The 19,006-nt window shown below is 36.0% G+C and carries 14 protein-coding genes; 13 read left to right on the top strand and 1 reads right to left on the bottom strand.

Going from position 1 to position 19,006, the window contains the following annotated elements:
- Nucleotides 1-20: 20 nt before the first annotated feature.
- Complete coding sequence (locus M2306_RS04790; protein ID WP_115090433.1) at nt 21-896, bottom strand: DMT family transporter; 876 nt, start codon at nt 894-896, stop codon at nt 21-23.
- Between the two features lie 87 nt (nt 897-983).
- On the opposite strand from M2306_RS04790, the gene M2306_RS04795 reads away from it, so the two are divergent.
- The 13 genes from M2306_RS04795 to M2306_RS04855 all read left to right on the top strand — a co-directional run bounded on the left by M2306_RS04795 (nt 984) and on the right by M2306_RS04855 (nt 18,988).
- Nucleotides 984-2,399, top strand: coding sequence for an aminotransferase-like domain-containing protein (locus M2306_RS04795; RefSeq protein ID WP_259190473.1), 1,416 nt, complete (start codon nt 984-986; stop codon nt 2,397-2,399).
- 222 nt (nt 2,400-2,621) lie between these two features.
- Entirely contained in the window at nt 2,622-3,218 is a 597-nt protein-coding gene (gene pnuC, locus M2306_RS04800; RefSeq protein WP_115090431.1) for a nicotinamide riboside transporter PnuC, read from the top strand.
- Entirely contained in the window at nt 3,205-4,212 is a 1,008-nt protein-coding gene (locus M2306_RS04805) for an acyl-CoA dehydrogenase family protein (RefSeq protein WP_259190498.1), read from the top strand. The genes pnuC and M2306_RS04805 overlap by 14 nt, the downstream gene beginning before the upstream one ends.
- A 144-nt stretch (nt 4,213-4,356) precedes the next feature.
- Nucleotides 4,357-5,199, top strand: coding sequence for an EamA family transporter (locus M2306_RS04810; RefSeq protein ID WP_259190499.1), 843 nt, complete (start codon nt 4,357-4,359; stop codon nt 5,197-5,199).
- A gap of 142 nt (nt 5,200-5,341) precedes the next feature.
- The gene (locus M2306_RS04815) at nt 5,342-6,814 is read left to right on the top strand and encodes an aminoacyl-histidine dipeptidase (protein WP_115090428.1); all 1,473 of its coding nucleotides are present in this window, start codon (nt 5,342-5,344) and stop codon (nt 6,812-6,814) included.
- A gap of 208 nt (nt 6,815-7,022) precedes the next feature.
- Entirely contained in the window at nt 7,023-7,448 is a 426-nt protein-coding gene (locus tag M2306_RS04820; protein WP_259190507.1) for a hypothetical protein, read from the top strand.
- Nucleotides 7,449-7,561: 113 nt separating this feature from the next.
- Nucleotides 7,562-8,164 (top strand): YceI family protein, encoded by a 603-nt coding sequence (locus tag M2306_RS04825; protein WP_115090426.1) that lies wholly within the window; start codon nt 7,562-7,564, stop codon nt 8,162-8,164.
- A gap of 94 nt (nt 8,165-8,258) precedes the next feature.
- Nucleotides 8,259-9,332 carry a peptide chain release factor 1 gene (prfA, locus tag M2306_RS04830; RefSeq protein ID WP_115090425.1) on the top strand — a complete coding sequence of 358 codons (1,074 nt, stop codon included), beginning with the start codon at nt 8,259-8,261 and terminating at the stop codon, nt 9,330-9,332.
- Between the two features lie 59 nt (nt 9,333-9,391).
- Nucleotides 9,392-10,213 carry an orotidine-5'-phosphate decarboxylase gene (pyrF, locus tag M2306_RS04835; RefSeq protein ID WP_259190513.1) on the top strand — a complete coding sequence of 274 codons (822 nt, stop codon included), beginning with the start codon at nt 9,392-9,394 and terminating at the stop codon, nt 10,211-10,213.
- Complete coding sequence (locus M2306_RS04840; protein ID WP_259190515.1) at nt 10,210-11,010, top strand: ABC transporter substrate-binding protein; 801 nt, start codon at nt 10,210-10,212, stop codon at nt 11,008-11,010. Before pyrF ends, M2306_RS04840 begins: the two co-directional genes overlap by 4 nt.
- A gap of 407 nt (nt 11,011-11,417) precedes the next feature.
- Nucleotides 11,418-13,979: a DNA gyrase subunit A gene (gene gyrA, locus M2306_RS04845; protein WP_259190522.1), complete on the top strand. Its 2,562-nt coding sequence runs from the start codon at nt 11,418-11,420 to the stop codon at nt 13,977-13,979.
- Between the two features lie 21 nt (nt 13,980-14,000).
- Complete coding sequence (locus tag M2306_RS04850; RefSeq protein ID WP_259190530.1) at nt 14,001-15,260, top strand: tetratricopeptide repeat protein; 1,260 nt, start codon at nt 14,001-14,003, stop codon at nt 15,258-15,260.
- A gap of 560 nt (nt 15,261-15,820) precedes the next feature.
- Nucleotides 15,821-18,988, top strand: coding sequence for a phage tail-like protein (locus tag M2306_RS04855; RefSeq protein ID WP_498882776.1), 3,168 nt, complete (start codon nt 15,821-15,823; stop codon nt 18,986-18,988).
- Nucleotides 18,989-19,006: the final 18 nt, after the last annotated feature.

A 19,006-nucleotide genomic window follows, 5' to 3' on the forward strand; every position in this document is an offset into this window, starting at 1 on the left:
CAACTTCACCCCACCGCGTCTTACGCAAACTTCTTACTTGCAGCAACACATAAAACCACCCCTAAGGTAACGCCAATCATCCCAATTGAGATATATTCTTTTAAGAAAAAGGCAGCTAAGGCTAAACCGAAAAAGGGCTGTAATAGTTGCAATTGTCCTACTGTTGCAATTCCCCCTTGTGCGAGTCCTTTATACCAAAAAATGAACCCAGTAAACATGCTCATTGTCCCTAGATAAAGTAGACTTACCCAAGTATCCATTTGTATCGTTTCTAGAGAAGCTGGAATAAAGAAGAAAAAAGTAGGAACTAAAACAGGTAAGGCAAAAATAATCGCCCAAGAGATCACTTGACTTCCTCCCATGGTTTTTGTCAGTACCGCTCCTTCTGCATAAGCTAATCCGCATAACACAATAGCAGCGAGCATTAATAGATCTCCCATCAAGGAACTTGTCGCATGTTGCATATAAGCAAATCCTACTACGAGTGTACTACCCAAAAAAGCAAAAAGCCAGAATAAAGGTTTAGGGCGTTCTTTTCCTCGTAAGACCGCAAAAATAGCGGTACTCAAAGGCAAAGTTCCCACAAAAACTAAAGACCTCGCTGCGGTCATATGTTGTAAAGCCAAAGAAGATAAAAGAGGAAAACCGATAACTGCACCTGCAGATACCAATAAAAGCGATTGTGATTCTTGCTTGCTTGGCCAAGTTGCTTTTGTATAGAACAAGAAAAGCGCAGCAAGTATAGCAGCGATTAATGCGCGTACAAGGGTTACAAAAACGGGATCTAAGCTCAATACAGCAACCTTTGTTGCAGGCATGGATCCACTAAATAAAAGTACGCCAATTAATCCGTTCATCCATCCATTCGAAGCAGTGGCAGTTACTGTTGTTTTCATTAGTTTGTTATTTTTTTCAAAAGTAAGAGGATTTTATAGACAAACACAGTCGCAGTTTTGTATATTTGGATGGATACAGTTGGTGATATGAATCAGAAATATATTTACGTAGACTTAGCAGATCAATTAGCCCATCAAATTCGAAAAGGGGTACTCAAAGAAGGCGATCGAATGCCTTCAATTCGCACGTTGTGTAAAACGCACAACATTAGTATGAATACAGCAAAACGAGTCTATCTGGAATTGGAATCGGAATCACTGGTACAGTCTATTCCCCAATCGGGCTATTTTGTTAGTCATGTCAACTATACCCACTTTCCTTTACCTCAAGCGAGTAATCCCACGCCTTTAGCGGATAGCACAATTCCAAAGGACATTATTAATAAAGTTTATGCCAATATGGGGAATGAAGCGCTGACTTTATTTTCGTTTAATTCACTCTATGGCGAGTTTCTCCCTAGTGCACAAATGAAAAAGGAAATTGTACAAGCGAGTAAAACCTTAACCTATGGCGGAATTGATTACGAATCTGTGCAGGGAAACCTCAATTTACGCCGTATGATTGCTTCGCGTTCCATGAGTTGGGGCGGGAATCTAACGGAAGATGATATTGTAACAACCAATGGGAGTATCAATGCCATCTCGCTTTGTCTTTTGTCTTTAGGAAAACCCGGAGATACGGTAGCGATTGAAAGCCCTTGCTACCCAGGTATTTTTCAACTGGCTCTTGATTTGGGATTTAAAGTGGTAGAATTACCCACGGATCCTGTTACAGGAGTGAACATAGAAGCACTAGAGCAAGCTTGTTCAACCATCGATATTTGCTTGTTGGTATCCAATTATAGCACCCCTTTTGGCAGCTGTATGCCTACTGAACACAAAAAGAAAATTGTAGCCTTACTAGAGGCACATCAAATACCATTAATTGAAGATGATGTCTATGGGGATTTAAACTTCAATGGCAAACGCCCAATGTGTTGTAAGGCTTTTGATACCACAGGGAATGTATTGTTGTGTAGTTCTATATCAAAAACACTAGCTCCAGGTTATCGTGTGGGTTGGCTAAGTGCAGGAAAATACCAAGATAAAATAATCCACCAAAAGTTAATTCACGCTATTTCCTCTCCAGCCATTGTACAAGAAGCTGTCGCTAATTTTATTAAATCAGGCAAATACGAGAAACACTTGCGCAAGTTGAGACAAAGTGTCTTTGCAAATTACCAGAAGATACTAGCTGTTATTTTGGAAGATTTCCCGAGTGGAACGAAAGTTAGTCGCCCAGAGGGAGGATTGTCGTTGTGGGTGGAGTTTGACCAAAGAGTGAATACACTGAAGCTATATGATCTATGCATCAAAGAAGGGATTAGTATTGCTCCGGGGCGAATGTTTACTGTACAACACCAATTTCAAAACTGTATCCGAATTAGTATTGGATTACCTTGGTCTGAAGAGATAGAGCAGCAACTCAAGCGAGTAGGAGCATTGAGTTTACAAACCTTTTAGTCTAGGGTGTTGGTACTCTGATGCTTGGTTATTCTCTTACACAAGACAGATGCTAAATTTTTTTGTATCAAAAAAAAACGTCAACTTTGTGCCCTGAAAGGGGTGCTGCATCATTGTGCGGCTGAGATGATACCCTGGAACTTGTTTCCACACCTGACCTAGGTAATGCTAGCGTAGGGATTTACAATTTATCATCTCATCATTTACCTTAGTTAAGTTAATATGATGCAGGACATTTTACTACAAACAACGTGGGCCGAATGGCTCGGTGTGCTATTTTCTATGATTCAAGTTGTACTTGCATCGCGAAATAATTCCAACAACTATCTTTTCGGTATTGCGGGTATATCCTTGACGCTTTACGTCATGATTGCCGCAAAGCTCTATGGCGAATTTACGCTCAATTTATACTACTTGGTGATGAGTATTTATGGTTGGTTGTATTGGAAATACGGTAAACAAAAAGAAGAAACCAAGATTTCAACGACAAACGGGAAGGAAAAGCTTATTACCGTAGGCATTGTCAGTTTTACTTTTGGGTTATTCTGGTTTTTCCTTACGCACTATACGGATTCAGATGTGCCTATTTGGGATTCTTTAGTTTCTGCTTTTGCTTGGGCAGGGATGTGGTTGATGGCAAAACGCAAGGTGGAAAATTGGGTTTTATTGAATATTAGCAATTTGATTTCGGTGCCTTTGATGATTCACAAGGACTTATACCTCTACGCGGGATTGACTGTTTTCTTGTTTATTGTAGCTGTATTGGGGTATATCAAATGGAGTAAAATTTTAAAAGAACAAGCGTATGTTAAATGCTAGTACATTGAGAGTAGCCATGCAGGGAGCAACTGCTATTCCGGAGGAGGTTATTGCGCATATTTACAAACAACGATGGTTGCAAATATGGGTGCCTCAATCGTATGGCGGTTTAGGATGTGATTTTCAAACAGGTTTAACCCATTTATACGAATGGGCAAAAATGGACGGAAGTTTAGGTTGGATGTTGACGTTGTGTTCTGGTGCGAATTATTTTGCTCGCAATATGCTTCCTGAAACTGCAAATAGATTATTCGCAAAAGAAAATACTTGCTTTGGCGGAAGTGGCATGGTGGGAGGTACTGCGGATGAACAAGAAGATGGTACGTATGTTCTGGATGGACTTTGGCATTATGCAACGGGAGCACCTTATTTGAGCCATTTTACCCTTAATGCGAAATTGCTGAAACAAGGGAAACCTTGTTTGGATGCGGAAGGAAATCCTTGTATTCGTTCTTTTATTGTAGAACAAAATAAGGTAAAAATCATTCCAAATTGGAAATCCATGGGAATGAAAGCAACAGGAACCTTCTCTTTTGAGGTGAATCAAGCGGTGATTCCGGCGGATTACTACTTTGAATATGATACGTTTTACACAGATGATGTGGTAACCAAAATTCCTTTTCGAGTTTTTGCTGATTTAACGCTTCTCGTGAACTATTTAGGAATTGCGTATCACTTTATGGACGAAGCTGCTATACTGCTTCCTACTGCGACTTTAAGGGCTTATCAGGCAAATATTACGGCAACTTTTGAAAGAGTAGTAGAATACGCCAAGCAATTGGAAGACAATTTGGCGAAGAACGCTACGATAACCATGGCGAAACAAGAGGAAATACATGCGTTTGGTACACAGATTGTCGCGCAATTGATTGAACAGGTGATTCAGGTGCATGTACAATTGGGGATTAAAGGAACACAAGTTGATCAACCGATACATCAAATCTTCTGTGATTTCTTTACTGCAACGCAACATGCCAATTTTAGGGCAGAGTAAAAGAATAGGGCGATTTAATTCGGTTTTCTTCTAAAATAAAAAGATTGTTTCCATTGTGAGACTTCTCATGAAGCACTACTTTTGCACCAAATTTGAACTTTATGCTTGAAGAAGGATAAAGTTTATTTTTTTTAATTATTTGAAATGAGTGAAAAAAGAACTGCTATTTCAGCCGCTTTGACTTCTATAATGTGTGTGCAAGGTGGTGCGTCTTTAGCAAAAAGGCTGTTTCCTGTTTTAGGACCAGCAGGTGCAAGCTCCTTGCGCATTGGTTTATCCGCTATCTTGTTATTACTTATCAATAGACCTAATTTTAAAGCATTAACCAAACAACAATGGTTGTGCTGCTTAGGGTATGGAGTAAGCATTGGAGGAATGAACTTACTGTTTTATTTTGCAATTGAACGAGTACCCTTAGGCTTGGGTGTGACCGTAGAATTTGTAGGTCCATTGCTTTTAGCCTTGTTTTTATCGAGAAAAGTACTCGATGTGCTTTGGGCCTTGCTCGCTTGTGCAGGAATCTTGTTGATTGTGCCGTGGAAGAGTAATAATGTGGATTTAATCGGACTGGGTATGGCGTTTACAGCGGGGATGTTTTGGGTCGGTTATATTGTCATGGGAAGCAAGGTGTCTAAATTGATTGATGGACGAACTGCGGTTACTATTGGAACTCTATTTGCAGCAATGATTATCGTTCCTGTAGGGATTGCCTCTGGAGGATTGGTTCATCTGACACTTAATCTTTTTTTATTGGGATTGGCCGTAGCTATTTTATCTAGTGCACTTCCTTTTACGTTGGACTTAGTAGCCATGAAGCGCATGCCTGCAAAGAGCTTTAGTATTTTAACTAGTTTACATCCTGCATTTGCCGCTTTGAGCGGTTTATTGTTCTTAGGAGAAGCACTGAGCTTGATTCAGTGGTTGTCCGTGGCTTGTGTTTTTTTTGCAAGTATAGGAACAACAATTACTTCATCTAAAGTTAGTTAGGGTTTGTTGATTAAACTCTTACTTTAGTATTTTTGAATAGTAAGGAAAAGGGAACCGAACAAAATAAAAGGAAGTATCTCATTTTTAAAGAGAATAGTTTACCTTTGAGGAACAAGGAATAATAAGAATCTATATTGAAATTATGAACCAAGAAATAAGAAACTTAGAACCTAAACAAGTATGGAATAAGTTTGCTGATTTAAATGCAGTGCCACGTCCTTCTAAAAAAGAAGAACGCGTGATTGCGTTTATGGTAGACTTTGGAAAGTCACTAGGATTAGAAACAATCCAAGATGAGGTAGGAAATGTTATCATTAAGAAACCTGCAACTGCGGGAATGGAGAACAGAAAAACCATTGTGATGCAATCGCATTTGGATATGGTTCACCAAAAAAATAACGATACAGATTTTGATTTCGATACACAAGGAATCGAAATGTATGTGGAAGAGGGATGGGTACGTGCTAAAGGAACTACTTTAGGAGCGGATAACGGACTAGGAGTTGCTACGATTATGGCAATTTTGGAAAGTTCAGATATTCCACACCCTGCAATTGAAGCGCTTTTCACAATTGATGAGGAGACAGGAATGACAGGGGCAAAAGGATTAAAAGGCGGTTTATTAGAAGGGGAAATCCTTTTAAACTTAGATACAGAAGAAGACGATGAAATTGATATCGGATGTGCTGGAGGTATTGACGTAACTGCAGCAGCAGAGTACGATGAAGAAGATACACCAGAAAATTCGGTGGGATACCGCATTACAATTAAAGGATTAAACGGAGGACATTCAGGAATGGATATCCACAAAGGACTGGGGAATGCAAATAAAATCATGAACCGTTTGTTGTTTGATGCTTTTGATAATTTTGGTTTACAAATTGCTACTATTAAAGGTGGAAGTTTGCGTAACGCTATTCCACGTGAAAGTGTTGCAACTGTAATTATTGCTCAAATGTATGATGAGGCTTTCGTTTATGATATGACGCAAATTGTTGAGGATATCAAAGCGGAATTACATACCGTAGATCCAGGATTTGAAGTTGTTTTCGAAAAATTAGACGAGGCAGAAACACCGAAAAAAGTAATGCCTTCTATGGCACAATACTTCTTCGTTCGTTCTATGTATGCGGCGCATAATGGAGTATTCCGTATGAGTCCAGACTTTGATGATTTAGTAGAAGCATCGAATAATATTGCTAAAGTTGAGGTAGGGAATGGACAGTTAACCGTAAAATGTTTAACGCGTTCATCTGTAGAATCTTCTAAAATGGACGTAGCGAATGGCTTGCGTTCTGCTTTTGAATTAATGGGATGTGAAGTAGAGTTTTCAGGTTCATACCCAGGATGGAGTCCAAATCCAGATTCAGCAATTTTAGATGTGTTAGTTGATATTTACGAAAAACAACACAACGAAAAACCAAATGTGGTGGCTTGTCATGCTGGATTGGAATGTGGAATCTTAGGAACACATTATCCGGATATGGATATGATTTCGTTTGGTCCAACCATTAAAGGAGCTCACTCTCCTGCAGAGCGTGCAAATATTGAGTCACTTCAAAAATTCTGGAACTTTGTTTTAGAGATTTTAAAACAAATCCCAGAGAGAAAATAAAAAATATAAATACTCGATACAGAATAGCAGCAAACTAAAGTTTGCTGCTATTTTTTTTTGAGTAAATAAGAGAGGTAGAATCGTTTTGGTACTTGATATTTTATTGAGAAGGTAAATTATTAATTAAGTTATATTTAAGAAAATTAAGTTTTAATTATGATTTAACGTAAAAATTCTTATTTTTACTTGATAACTAAATAAATTATTTATGCTGAAGACGACTTACTTTACCTTACTAACGTTATTTTTTACAACCTTCCTCATGGCTCAAGACGTTAAATTCAAAAATAAAATAGTAACAATAGACAATAAGGAAGTTCTTACTTATGAACAGCCTTTTATGTCTGATAATATGACTTTTTTTAAGCTTAATTCTAAAGAAGAAATCCTTTATCTTCAACATACGAATGATCCACATAGTCGTCATGCTGATGTATTGTATTATACGATTGCCTTTGTACAGCAAAAAGTTTCTTTCGAAACACAAAAATTTAATCAACATGGGCTTAAAAAAGTCTTTAAAAAAATGGTAAAAGAAGGAATTGTTTTACCTGATGGGACAATTGACGTTGAGGCGATGGAACGTTTCAAAGTAAAGTATGAAGACAATATATCGAAGTTTTTAGTTCGTTAAGGGGCATCAAAACCGCCATAATTATTTAAGGAAATTTTAATTTTTGGGCACCGCAAATTGTGGATTGCTTTTTGTACATTAGTAGCTTCAAGAAAACAAAACTCAAAAGCATTATGAAAAAATCAATCTTAGCACTAGCTTTAGTAAGCATGGTAGCTATTTCATGTGGAGATAAAAAATCAACAGATACAACTGCACCAGAAGCAGTAGAGCAAACAACAGAAGCGCCTAAACAAAAGGAGTTGACTTACTCTATTGAGTGGACAGCTTTTAAAACACCTGCAAAAGTAGGAGTAAAAGGAACTTTTGACGAAGTGAAATTATCAGAAGTTAACCAAGAAGCGGCAACTTTAGCAGAAGGTTTAAAAGGAGCGCAATTCTCAATTGTTACTAGCTCTGCAAGTACAGGAGATCCAGCAAGAGATGAAACATTGCGTTTAAACTTCTTCAGCAAATTAGTAGGTAATATCAATGGGTTCTTTGGTGAGTTTAAAGACGGTAAAGTGTTGGTGAACTTAACAATGAATGGAATTACCAAAGAAAAAGAATTCACATACGAAGCAACAGAAGCTGGAGTAAAATTGAATGGATCAATTGATATTCTTACAGATTTTACAGCTCAAGACGCATTCAACGCTTTACATGAGGCTTGTAATGCCCTACACGAAGGGAAAACATGGTCTGATGTAGAGATTGCTGTAGAGATTAAAAAATAAAAGCAATAAAATAAACGAAATGAAGAGGAATATGCGGATATATTCCTCTTTTTTTTTACCTTTGCATTCCAATTAAATTATCTCTTTTCAAGATATGATAGATAGATTACAAATTATAAAACAGCGTTTTGATGAAATCTCTGATTTGATTATCCAACCGGATGTTATTTCAGATCAGAAACGATATGTTCAATTAAACAAAGAATATAAAGATTTAAAACAGTTGGTTGAAAAACGTGCTGAATATTTAAATCTTACAGCAAATATAGCGGAAGCAAATGAAATCTTAGCAGACGGAAGTGATGCTGAAATGGTTGATATGGCCAAAATGCAACTAGAAGAAGCAAAAGATCGTTTGCCAGAATTAGAAGATGAAATTAAATTCCTTTTAATTCCAAAAGATCCAGAAGACGCGAAAAACGTAATGGTGGAAGTGCGTGCTGGAACAGGAGGAGATGAAGCGAGTATTTTTGCTGGAGATTTGTTCAGAATGTATACCAAATATTGTGAATCTAGAGGTTGGAGAACATCTGTAGTGGATGTGAATGAAGGAACTTCTGGAGGATACAAAGAGGTTATCTTTGAAGTAACTGGAGAAGATGTATACGGAACGTTGAAGTTTGAAGCAGGTGTACACCGTGTACAACGTGTTCCTCAAACGGAAACGCAAGGTCGTGTTCACACGTCTGCGGCAACAGTAATGGTATTGCCAGAAGCAGAAGAATTCGATGTACACATTGATATGAATGATGTTCGTATTGACTTATTCTGTTCATCAGGGCCTGGAGGACAGTCTGTAAATACAACGAAATCTGCTGTGCGTATGACGCATATCCCAACAGGATTAGTGGCGCAATGTCAGGATGAGAAATCACAACACAAGAATAAAGATAAAGCATTATCTGTATTGCGTTCTCGTTTATACGAAATGGAATTAGCGAAGAAACAAGAAGAAGATGCTAAAAAACGTAACTCTCAGGTAAGTAGTGGTGACCGTTCTGCGAAAATTAGAACGTACAACTACCCACAAGGACGTGTTACTGATCACCGTATCGGATTGACATTATACGATCTAGATGGTGTAATGAATGGAGGTATTCAGAAAATTATTGATGAGTTACAATTAGTAAGTAATACGGAGAAATTAAAAGAAAGCGAAGTTTATTAATACGCAAGATAAAGAGAAACCACACTAAGCAGTGTGGTTTTTTTTAAAAGTACTAGAGCATGACAACACAACAACTCATAAAGGAAATTAAACGTAAAAACTCATTCTTATGTGTAGGATTAGACGTTGATTTAACTAAGATTCCTGCATTTTTACTCGAAGAGGAAGATCCTATTTTTAGTTTTAATAAGGCGATTATTGATGCTACCCATGATTTAGCAGTAGCTTATAAACCCAATATTGCTTTTTTTGAAGCTTATGGATTGAAAGGATGGGAGTCTTTGAAAAAGACAATTGCGTATATCAAGGAACAATATCCAACATTGTATACAATTGCAGATGCAAAAAGAGGAGATATTGGCAATACTGCATCGATGTATGCCAAGGCTTTTTTTGAAGATATGGCCTTTGATAGCGTAACAGTTGCTCCTTATATGGGGAAAGATTCAGTAGAACCTTTCTTGGCTTTTGATAATAAACACACCATTTTATTAGCCTTAACTTCGAATGAAGGGGCTTTTGATTTTCAAACGCAATTGATCGATGGAGAACCTTTGTATAAAAAGGTAATCCGAACATCACAACAATATAAAAATGCTGAAAACCTAATGTATGTGGTTGGAGCAACGAAGGCGGAGTACTTTAAAGATATTCGCCAAGTGGCACCAACTAGCTTTTTACTTGTTCCAGGTGTTGGAGCACAAGGAGGAAGTTTACAAGACGTATGTCAGTATGGATTAGCAGAAAATGTAGGCTTGTTAATCAACTCGTCAAGAGGGATTATTTATGCATCCAACCAAGCAGACTTTGCAACAAGAGCAAGAGAAGAAGCATTGAAAATGCAACAGGAAATGCAAGAGATATTAAAGAATAGATTATGATCGTAGGAAAGGACCAACTTGGTCGTGAGCATCGTTTTGAGCAAATGCCAAAACGCATTGTTTCACTTGTGCCAGCGCTAACAGAAATACTTTTTGACCTTGGGTTAGAAGATGAATTAGTGGGAATTACAACTGCTTGTATGCATCCTTATCACCTGAGAGTAACGAAGGCAACAATAGGAGAAGTAAACAAAGTAGAGGTAGAGCAGATTAAGTTGTTGCAACCTGATATTATTATTGCAAGTCCAGCAGAAAATACGTTGGAGGAAATTGAACGCTTAAAAGGGATTTGTCCGATTTGGCTGGTAGATGTGAGAACGATGGACCAGAATATTCAACTAATTGAAGCTTTAGGTCAATTGTTTAATAAACGAACAGAAGCGCGTAAATGGATTGATAAACTACAATTTGGACAAAAGGACTTGATGGACTTTGTTCGTGATAAGCCAGGCTTTAAAGTTGCTTATTTTGTAGGAAAAGATCCGTTTGTTGTAGCTGGAGAAGGAACTTTTGTACAAGAGCTTTTAACGCTAAATAAGTTTGAGAATGTCTATGCAGTACGAACAGAACAGTATCCAGAAGTAGAGATAAGAAAAATTCGAATCCAAGGCGATCCTGAACTGGTTTTTCTATCTTCTATTCCGTATGCCTTTCAAGAAGAAGATGCATTTGAGATTGGACGATTTACACACCATGGGAAAACCATTTTTGTGGAAGGAGAAATGTTCAGTTGGTACGGAACAAGGGTAAGTAAAGCCTTTGATTATTTTAAACAGATACATCATCGATTGGAATAAAAAAAATCTCACCAAAAGGTGGGATTTTTTTATTGTAGGTTGTGAGGTTTGTTCTTTGTGAGGTTGTTGGAAATCATCCGGTTATTTGGCAAATTGCCATTTGCCACTACGAGATTTTACATCTCACCACCTCATCATCTATCTCATGGGTTTATATTTGTTTTCGTATTCGATGAATCTACACTTCGTTCCGATTTCACCACCTCAACGCCTCACCATCAAAGGGTACAGCCTCATCTTAAAAGTGGCTTATTTCCGCCTTAAAATGACTCTATTTCGATTGGAGGAATAAAAAAATTAGAAAAACACTAAAAAAATGAATTTTTCATGGCTCTAGAGTATGGAAAAACGCTATAAAAACTGTATATTAGCACGTTTAATAATGACAATTTAAATTTAATATACTTATGTCTGAAGGAGAAAAGTTGATTCCTATTAACATTGAGGAACAGATGAAATCAGCCTACATTGATTATTCAATGTCCGTGATTGTATCTCGAGCGCTTCCTGATGTTAGAGATGGCTTAAAACCTGTGCATCGTAGAGTGTTATTTGGTATGTACGAGTTAGGCGTGATGTCTAATAGAGCACATAAAAAGTCTGCCAGAATTGTAGGGGAAGTTTTAGGTAAATACCACCCACACGGGGATAGTTCTGTATATGACGCCATGGTGCGTATGGCTCAAGATTGGAGTATGCGTTACTTGCTTGTAGATGGACAAGGTAACTTTGGATCTGTAGATGGAGATAGCCCTGCTGCAATGCGTTATACAGAGGCTAGAATGAAGAAGATATCTGAAGAAATTCTTGCCGATATTGATAAAGAAACCGTTGATTTCCAGTTAAACTTTGATGATACCTTAGAAGAGCCAAAGGTAATGCCTACGCGTATTCCTACCTTATTGGTTAATGGTGCTTCAGGTATTGCTGTAGGTATGGCGACGAATATGGCGCCACATAATCTTTCAGAAGTTATTGATGGAACATTAGCCTATATCGATAATAACGATATCGAAATTGATGAATTGATGAACCACATCAAGGCACCTGATTTCCCTACCGGAGGAGTTATCTATGGTTATGAAGGAGTAAGAGAAGCTTTCAAAACGGGACGTGGACGTGTAGTAATGCGTGCAAAGGCCAATTTTGAAGAAGTGGATGGTAGAGAGTGTATCGTGGTAACGGAAATTCCGTTCCAGGTGAACAAAGCCGAGATGATTAAGAAAACGGCTGAAGCTGTTAACGATAAGAAAATCGAAGGTATTGCTACTATTCGCGATGAATCGGATCGTAAAGGGATGCGTATTGTATACGTATTGAAACGCGATGCTATTCCAAACATTGTATTAAATACGTTATATAAATATACGCAGTTGCAATCGTCTTTCAGTGTTAATAATATCGCATTGGTTGATGGACGTCCGCAAACGTTGAATTTAAAAGAGTTAATCTACCACTTCGTAGAACACAGACACGATGTAGTAGTTAGACGTACGCAATATGAATTGAGAAAAGCAGAAGAGCGTGCGCATATTTTAGAAGGATTAATTATTGCATCAGATAATATCGATGAAGTAATTGCTTTAATTCGTTCTTCTAGCAATGCTGATGAAGCAAGAGCTAAATTAATTGAGCGTTTCGCTTTATCTGAAATTCAAGCCCGTGCAATTGTAGAAATGCGTTTACGTCAGTTAACTGGACTAGAGCAAGATAAACTACGTGCGGAGTATGAAGAGATTATGAAGTTAATTAATCATTTAAGAGAGTTATTAGCAAGCAAAGAAATGCGAATGAACTTGATTAAAGAGGAATTAAACGAAGTAAAAGAAAGATTTGGTGATGAGCGTCGTTCGGTTATTGAATACGCTGGAGGAGATGTAAGTATTACGGACCTTATCGCAGATGAGCAAGTAGTAATTACGATTTCTCACGCGGGATATATTAAACGTACACCACTTTCAGAATATAAAACACAAAATAGAGGAGGAGTAGGACAAAAATCGGCTGGAACAAGAGATCAAGATTTCTTGGAACATATGTATGTTGCTACAAACCACCAATACATGTTGTTCTTTACTCAAAAAGGAAAATGTTTTTGGATGAGAGTTTACGAAATTCCAGAAGGAACGAAAGTAAGCAAAGGTCGTGCAATTCAAAACTTGATTAATATTGAGAATGACGACAAAGTGAAAGCGTTTATTTGTACTCAAGATTTAAAAGATGAAGAGTACATCAACAATCACTATGTAATCATGGCGACCAAACAAGGTCAAGTGAAGAAAACACCATTAGAGCAGTATTCTCGTCCGAGACAAAATGGTATCAATGCCATTACGATTAAAGAAGATGATGAATTACTAGAAGCAAAATTAACAGACGGTAAGAGTAAAGTATTAATTGCTGTGAAATCTGGAAAATTAGTTCGCTTTGATGAGGAGAAAACTCGTCCAATGGGAAGAACGGCTTCTGGAGTTCGCGGTATCACATTAGCAGATGACAAAGACGAAGTAATCGGAATGGTATCTGTAAGTGATTTAAACAGCGAAATCTTAGTAGTTTCTGAAAATGGATATGGTAAGCGTTCTGCTTTAGAAGAATATAGAGAAACAAACCGTGGAGGTAAAGGAGTTAAAACTATGAATATCAGTGAGAAAACTGGATTACTAGTTTCAATTAACGTGGTTACTGATGCGGATGATTTAATGATTATCAATAAATCAGGATTAACGATTCGTATGCGAATCTCGGATCTTCGTGTGATGGGACGTGCAACTCAAGGGGTTCGTTTGATTAACATCAAAGGAAATGATTCAATTGCAGCTGTTTGTAAAGTAATGAAAGAGGACGATGAGGACGATCAAGATCAAGAGTTTGTAGAAATTGATGGAACAGTATTAGATGTCGTAGAAGATTTAGATGAACAAGTAGAAGATGATCAACTAGACGAAGAAGACCAAGATCAAGAATAAATCAATAAAAACAACAGAGTTATGAATAAAAAATTTGTTTATTTAGCAGCTGCCCTAATGATTTCAGGGCTTTCAATGGCTCAAAAGAAAGAGTTGAAAGATGCTGAGAAAGCAGTTAAAAAAGGAAATGTTGCAGAAGCTAATGCAGCATTAAAAGCAGTTGAAGGTGTTTTAGGTCAAGCAACGAATGACCAAAAAATTCAATTTTACTATTTAAAATCGAATTTAGCTTTCCAACAAATTGAGAAAAACCAAGATTTCGATGCAAATGTTGATCGAATGGTAGAAGCTTATAAAGAAATTGAGGCAATTGATAAAAACAACAAATTTGCAAAACAAGCAAATGAGGAGTTAGGAACAGTAGCTTCTAAAGTTATTAATAAAGCAATTGAAGATAATAACTCTTCAAACTATAAAGGAGCGACTAAAAAGTTTAAGCAAGCATTTGATATTAATCCAAAAGATACATTATATCTATACTACGCTGCTTCAACAGCAATTACGTCTAAAGATTATCCGACAGCAACAGCTTACTATAAGCAATTGATTGATTTAGGATACAAAGGAAATGAATCGTACTATACTGCAGTTGAAAAAGCTACAGGTGAAGTTCAAAATTTTGGTCAAGATTCAAAAATGAGAGATGTATTAGTGAAACAAGGAACACATACAGATCCAAAATTAGTAAAAGAAGAGTCTAAACGTCCAGAGATTGTTAAGAATTTAGCGTTAATCTATTACCAAGAAGGACAATACGATCAAGCGGAAAAAGCAATTGTTGAGGCAAGAAAATCAAACCCAGATGATACAAACTTGATGTTAACGCAGATGGATTTGTATTTGAAATCAAACAATATGGGTAAATATGAAGAAATTGCAAAAGAAGCATTGGCTAAAAACCCAAATGATGATTTATTGTTGTATAATCTAGGAGTTACAAGTTACCAAGCTGGTAAAATTGAAGACGCTAGAAAATACTATGAGCAAGCAATTCGCATTAATCCTAAAAATGAAAATGCTTACTTAAATATGGCGTTCATTAAGTTACAACCAGATGAAGAGTTGACAAATAAAATGAATAGCTTAGGAATGTCTGCTGCAGATAATAAAAAATACGAGCAGTTACAAAAAGAGAAGAAAGCGATTTATCGTGATGCTATGAATGACTTAGAGAAAGTGTTAGCAATTAACCCTACTAATGAAGAAGCTATTCAAACGCTAAAAAACATTTACCGCGCATTGGAAATGAATGATAAATTAAAAGCTTTAGAGGCGAAATAAGCCTTATTAAGTATTTTAATCGTACAAATAAAAAGAGTCTAATCCACAAGGATTAGACTCTTTTTTTGTTTGTATCAGTTTGGTATGAAATCGAGGAGTGAGAAATAGTATAAAAAGATACCTAAAACCTATTTAATTTTAAGATTAAAATGGATATAAAAGGGAGTTTATTTTTGAATATCTACTGTTGAATGTCGTGATTGAGTAGCTTATCTTATAAAAAAACCTTCTTAACCCAATGTGAAAAATGAAATTATAATTTTTTCTTAAAAAAACTGCAATTCGCGATTTATTTATTTTTTAAGACACGGTATTTTTTACTTATTCCTATCGTTTGTTTTTAGTTCTTTTTTTATTCGCTTTACGAGAATAAATGGTTCTATTTTATTTTATTTAAAGTTGTTTAATTTGCTGAAATTAACAGCAATTTTGTCGCTATTTTTTGATTTAATTGATTTATTTTGTAAAAATTATGATTTATTATAAAATAATAATCATTGGTTGTAAATTTGTTACCATATAAGATTTAAGTGTTATATAACAAAACAAAAACAAAAAATATGATAAAAAGAGTAATTCCCCTAGTAGCACTTATGCTAAGCGGTTCGGCAATAGCTCAAGTAGGTATCGGCACGAAAGTAGCAGCTAAATCAGCACAGCTAGATATCGTATCTACGAACAAAGGTGTTTTAATCCCCAGAGTTGAACTAGTTGCTTTAGATTTAACGGATCCTATAAAAGGTATACCAGATGAGAGTTTACTGGTTTACCATACTGGTAATCTGAGTTTAGAAGCAGGGTTCTATTATTGGAAATCTAATGCATGGACTCCTTTACTTTCTGGAGAAACACTAATTGATAGAATGAATAATAGCTTTACTATAGGTACAAATCCTACAAATAGTGAAGAGTCGCTAATTATTACAGACACAGAAAATCACAGGGTGTATTTAGCTGTAAAAGAAATCGCAAACAACAGTACGTTTATTACGAATTTAGTTGAGAACAGTGAATTTATCACGCAACTGGGTGATAATATTGAGTTTATCAATCAGATTACAAATAACAACGAGTTTATTGAAAATATCATTAACGAGTTAAAAGGTAAATATGGTAATGTAAATTACAATCCTACTACTAATTCATTCGTTTACTACGATGCGCAAGGTGTAGAGCACAATATTGATTGGTCTTCCTTAAATACCGTAAACTTTAGCTTCACTTTAGATCAAGATCACTTAGTAGTGACTGATTCAGCAGGTGATTCAGTTCGATTGGCTGTATCAGAAATCGCAAACAATAGTACGTTTATTACGAATTTGGTTGAAAATAAAGAGTTTATTACGCAATTGGGTGATAATATTGACTTCATTGAACAGATTACCAACAACAATGAGTTTATTGAAAATATCATTAATGAGTTAAAAGGGAAATATGGTAATGTAAATTACAATCCTACTACTAATTCATTCGTTTACTACGATGCGCAAGGTGTAGAACACAATATTGATTGGTCTTCCTTAAATACAGTAAACTTTAGTTTCACTTTAGATCAAGATCACTTAGTGGTGACCGATTCAGCAGGTGATTCAGTTCGATTGGCTGTAGCAGAAATCGCAAACAACAGTACGTTTATTACGAATTTAGTTGAAAATCAAGAGTTTATTACGCAATTGGGTGACAATATTGATTTTATCAACCAGATTACCAACAACAACGAGTTTATTGAAAATATCATTAATGAGTTGAAAGGGAAATACGGTAATGTAAATTACAATCCTACTACTAATTCATTCGTTTACTACGATGCGCAAGGTGTAGAACACAATATTGATTGGTCTTCCTTAAATACCGTAAACTTTAGCTTCACTTTAGATCAAGATCACTTAGTAGTGACTGATTCAGCAGGTGATTCAGTTCGATTGGCTGTAGCAGAAATTGCAAACAATAGTACGTTTATTACGAATTTGGTTGAAAATAAAGAGTTTATTACGCAATTGGGTGACAATATTGATTTTATCAACCAGATTACCAATAACAATGAGTTTATTGAAAATATCATTAACGAGTTGAAAGGGAAATACGGTAATGTAAATTACAATCCTACTACTAATTCATTCGTTTACTACGATGCGCAAGGTGTAGAACACAATATCGATTGGTCTTCCTTAAATACCGTAAACTTTAGCTTCACTTTAGATCAAGATCACTTAGTAGTGACTGATTCAGCAGGTGATTCAGTTCGATTGGCTGTAGCAGAAATTGCAAACAATAGTACGTTTATTACGAATTTGGTTGAAAATAAAGAGTTTATTACGCAATTGGGTGACAATATTGATTTTATCAACCAGATTACCAATAACAATGAGTTTATTGAAAATATCATTAACGAGTTGAAAGGGAAATACGGTAATGTAAATTACAATCCTACTACTAATTCATTCGTTTACTACGATGCGCAAGGTGTAGAACACAATATCGATTGGTCTTCCTTAAATACAGTAAACTTTAGCTTCACTTTAGATCAAGATCACTTAGTAGTGACCGATTCAGCTGGTGATTCAGTTCGATTGGCTGTATCCGAAATCGCAAATAACAGTACGTTTATTACCAACTTAGTAGATAATCATGATTTTGTTACAAAGTTAGGTAATAAAACAGAATTTCTTGAAGAGATTACAAATAATAGTGAATTCATGACGAACATTTTCAATAACCTAAAAGGGAAATATGGAAATGTAGGATATGATGAAGTGACGAAAAAATTCTATTATTATGATGCACAGGAGGTCAAACATACAATAAACTTAGAAGAAGAAATAAAGTTATACGAAACGTTAACTACACTTGAAAATGTTGTGACGAGAGAAACGGATGATGATGGACAGGAAATCGATGTTTACACACTGACCTATACCGATGAGAAGAATATTGCTCATCCGATTGATTTAAATGTATTGGTGAAGGGAAATGAAACAGTAACTACTCTTGTATATGATCCTATTGATCACGTTTTAATTTATACCAATGAAAAAGGGGAAAGTACAAATCTGAAGTTGAGAGACTTAATTGATGGTGTTGAAACCTTGACTAAATTGGAATTTGATGCTGCTACGAATTCACTTCTTTTTACGGATGAAAGTAGAACACTACATACGCTTGATTTGGATTCGATCAACCAACATCCTTGGTATGATGATACAACACAAAAACCTGCTACTAGTAATACAGCTAATATCTATACCAAAGGTTGGGTAGGTATTGGTTATACTGAACCTTCAGGAGCACCGAATGAAAGATTGCGTGTGAATGGTAGTATTACAGCAGTGAATAGTTACTATGCGGATTATGTATTTGAAAGTTATTTTGATGGATATTCTTCACTTAAATATGACTATGATTTTAAAAACTTAGATGTTGTAGAAGATTACATCAAAGAAAATCGTCATTTACCAGGTATTACGCCAATCCATGAACTAACAAAAATGGAGGAAGGATATGCTTTCAATGTATCAGAATTGTCTATTCAATTGTTAGAAAAAACAGAAGAATTGTATCTGCATATTATTGATCAGAAGAAAGCTTTAGGAGAAAAAGAAGAAAAAATTAAAGAGTTAGAACAAAGCAATTTGGAAAATCAGAAACAAATGAAAGAACAAAATGCGGCACTGTCTCAACGAATTGAGCAGTTAGAGCAACTATTGTTTGACTTTATGCAAAAAAACTAACTACTTAAATGGAACAAA

The sequence above is a fragment of the Myroides gitamensis genome (genome assembly GCF_029894455.1).
Taxonomy (GTDB): Bacteria; Bacteroidota; Bacteroidia; order Flavobacteriales; family Flavobacteriaceae; genus Flavobacterium; species Flavobacterium odoratum.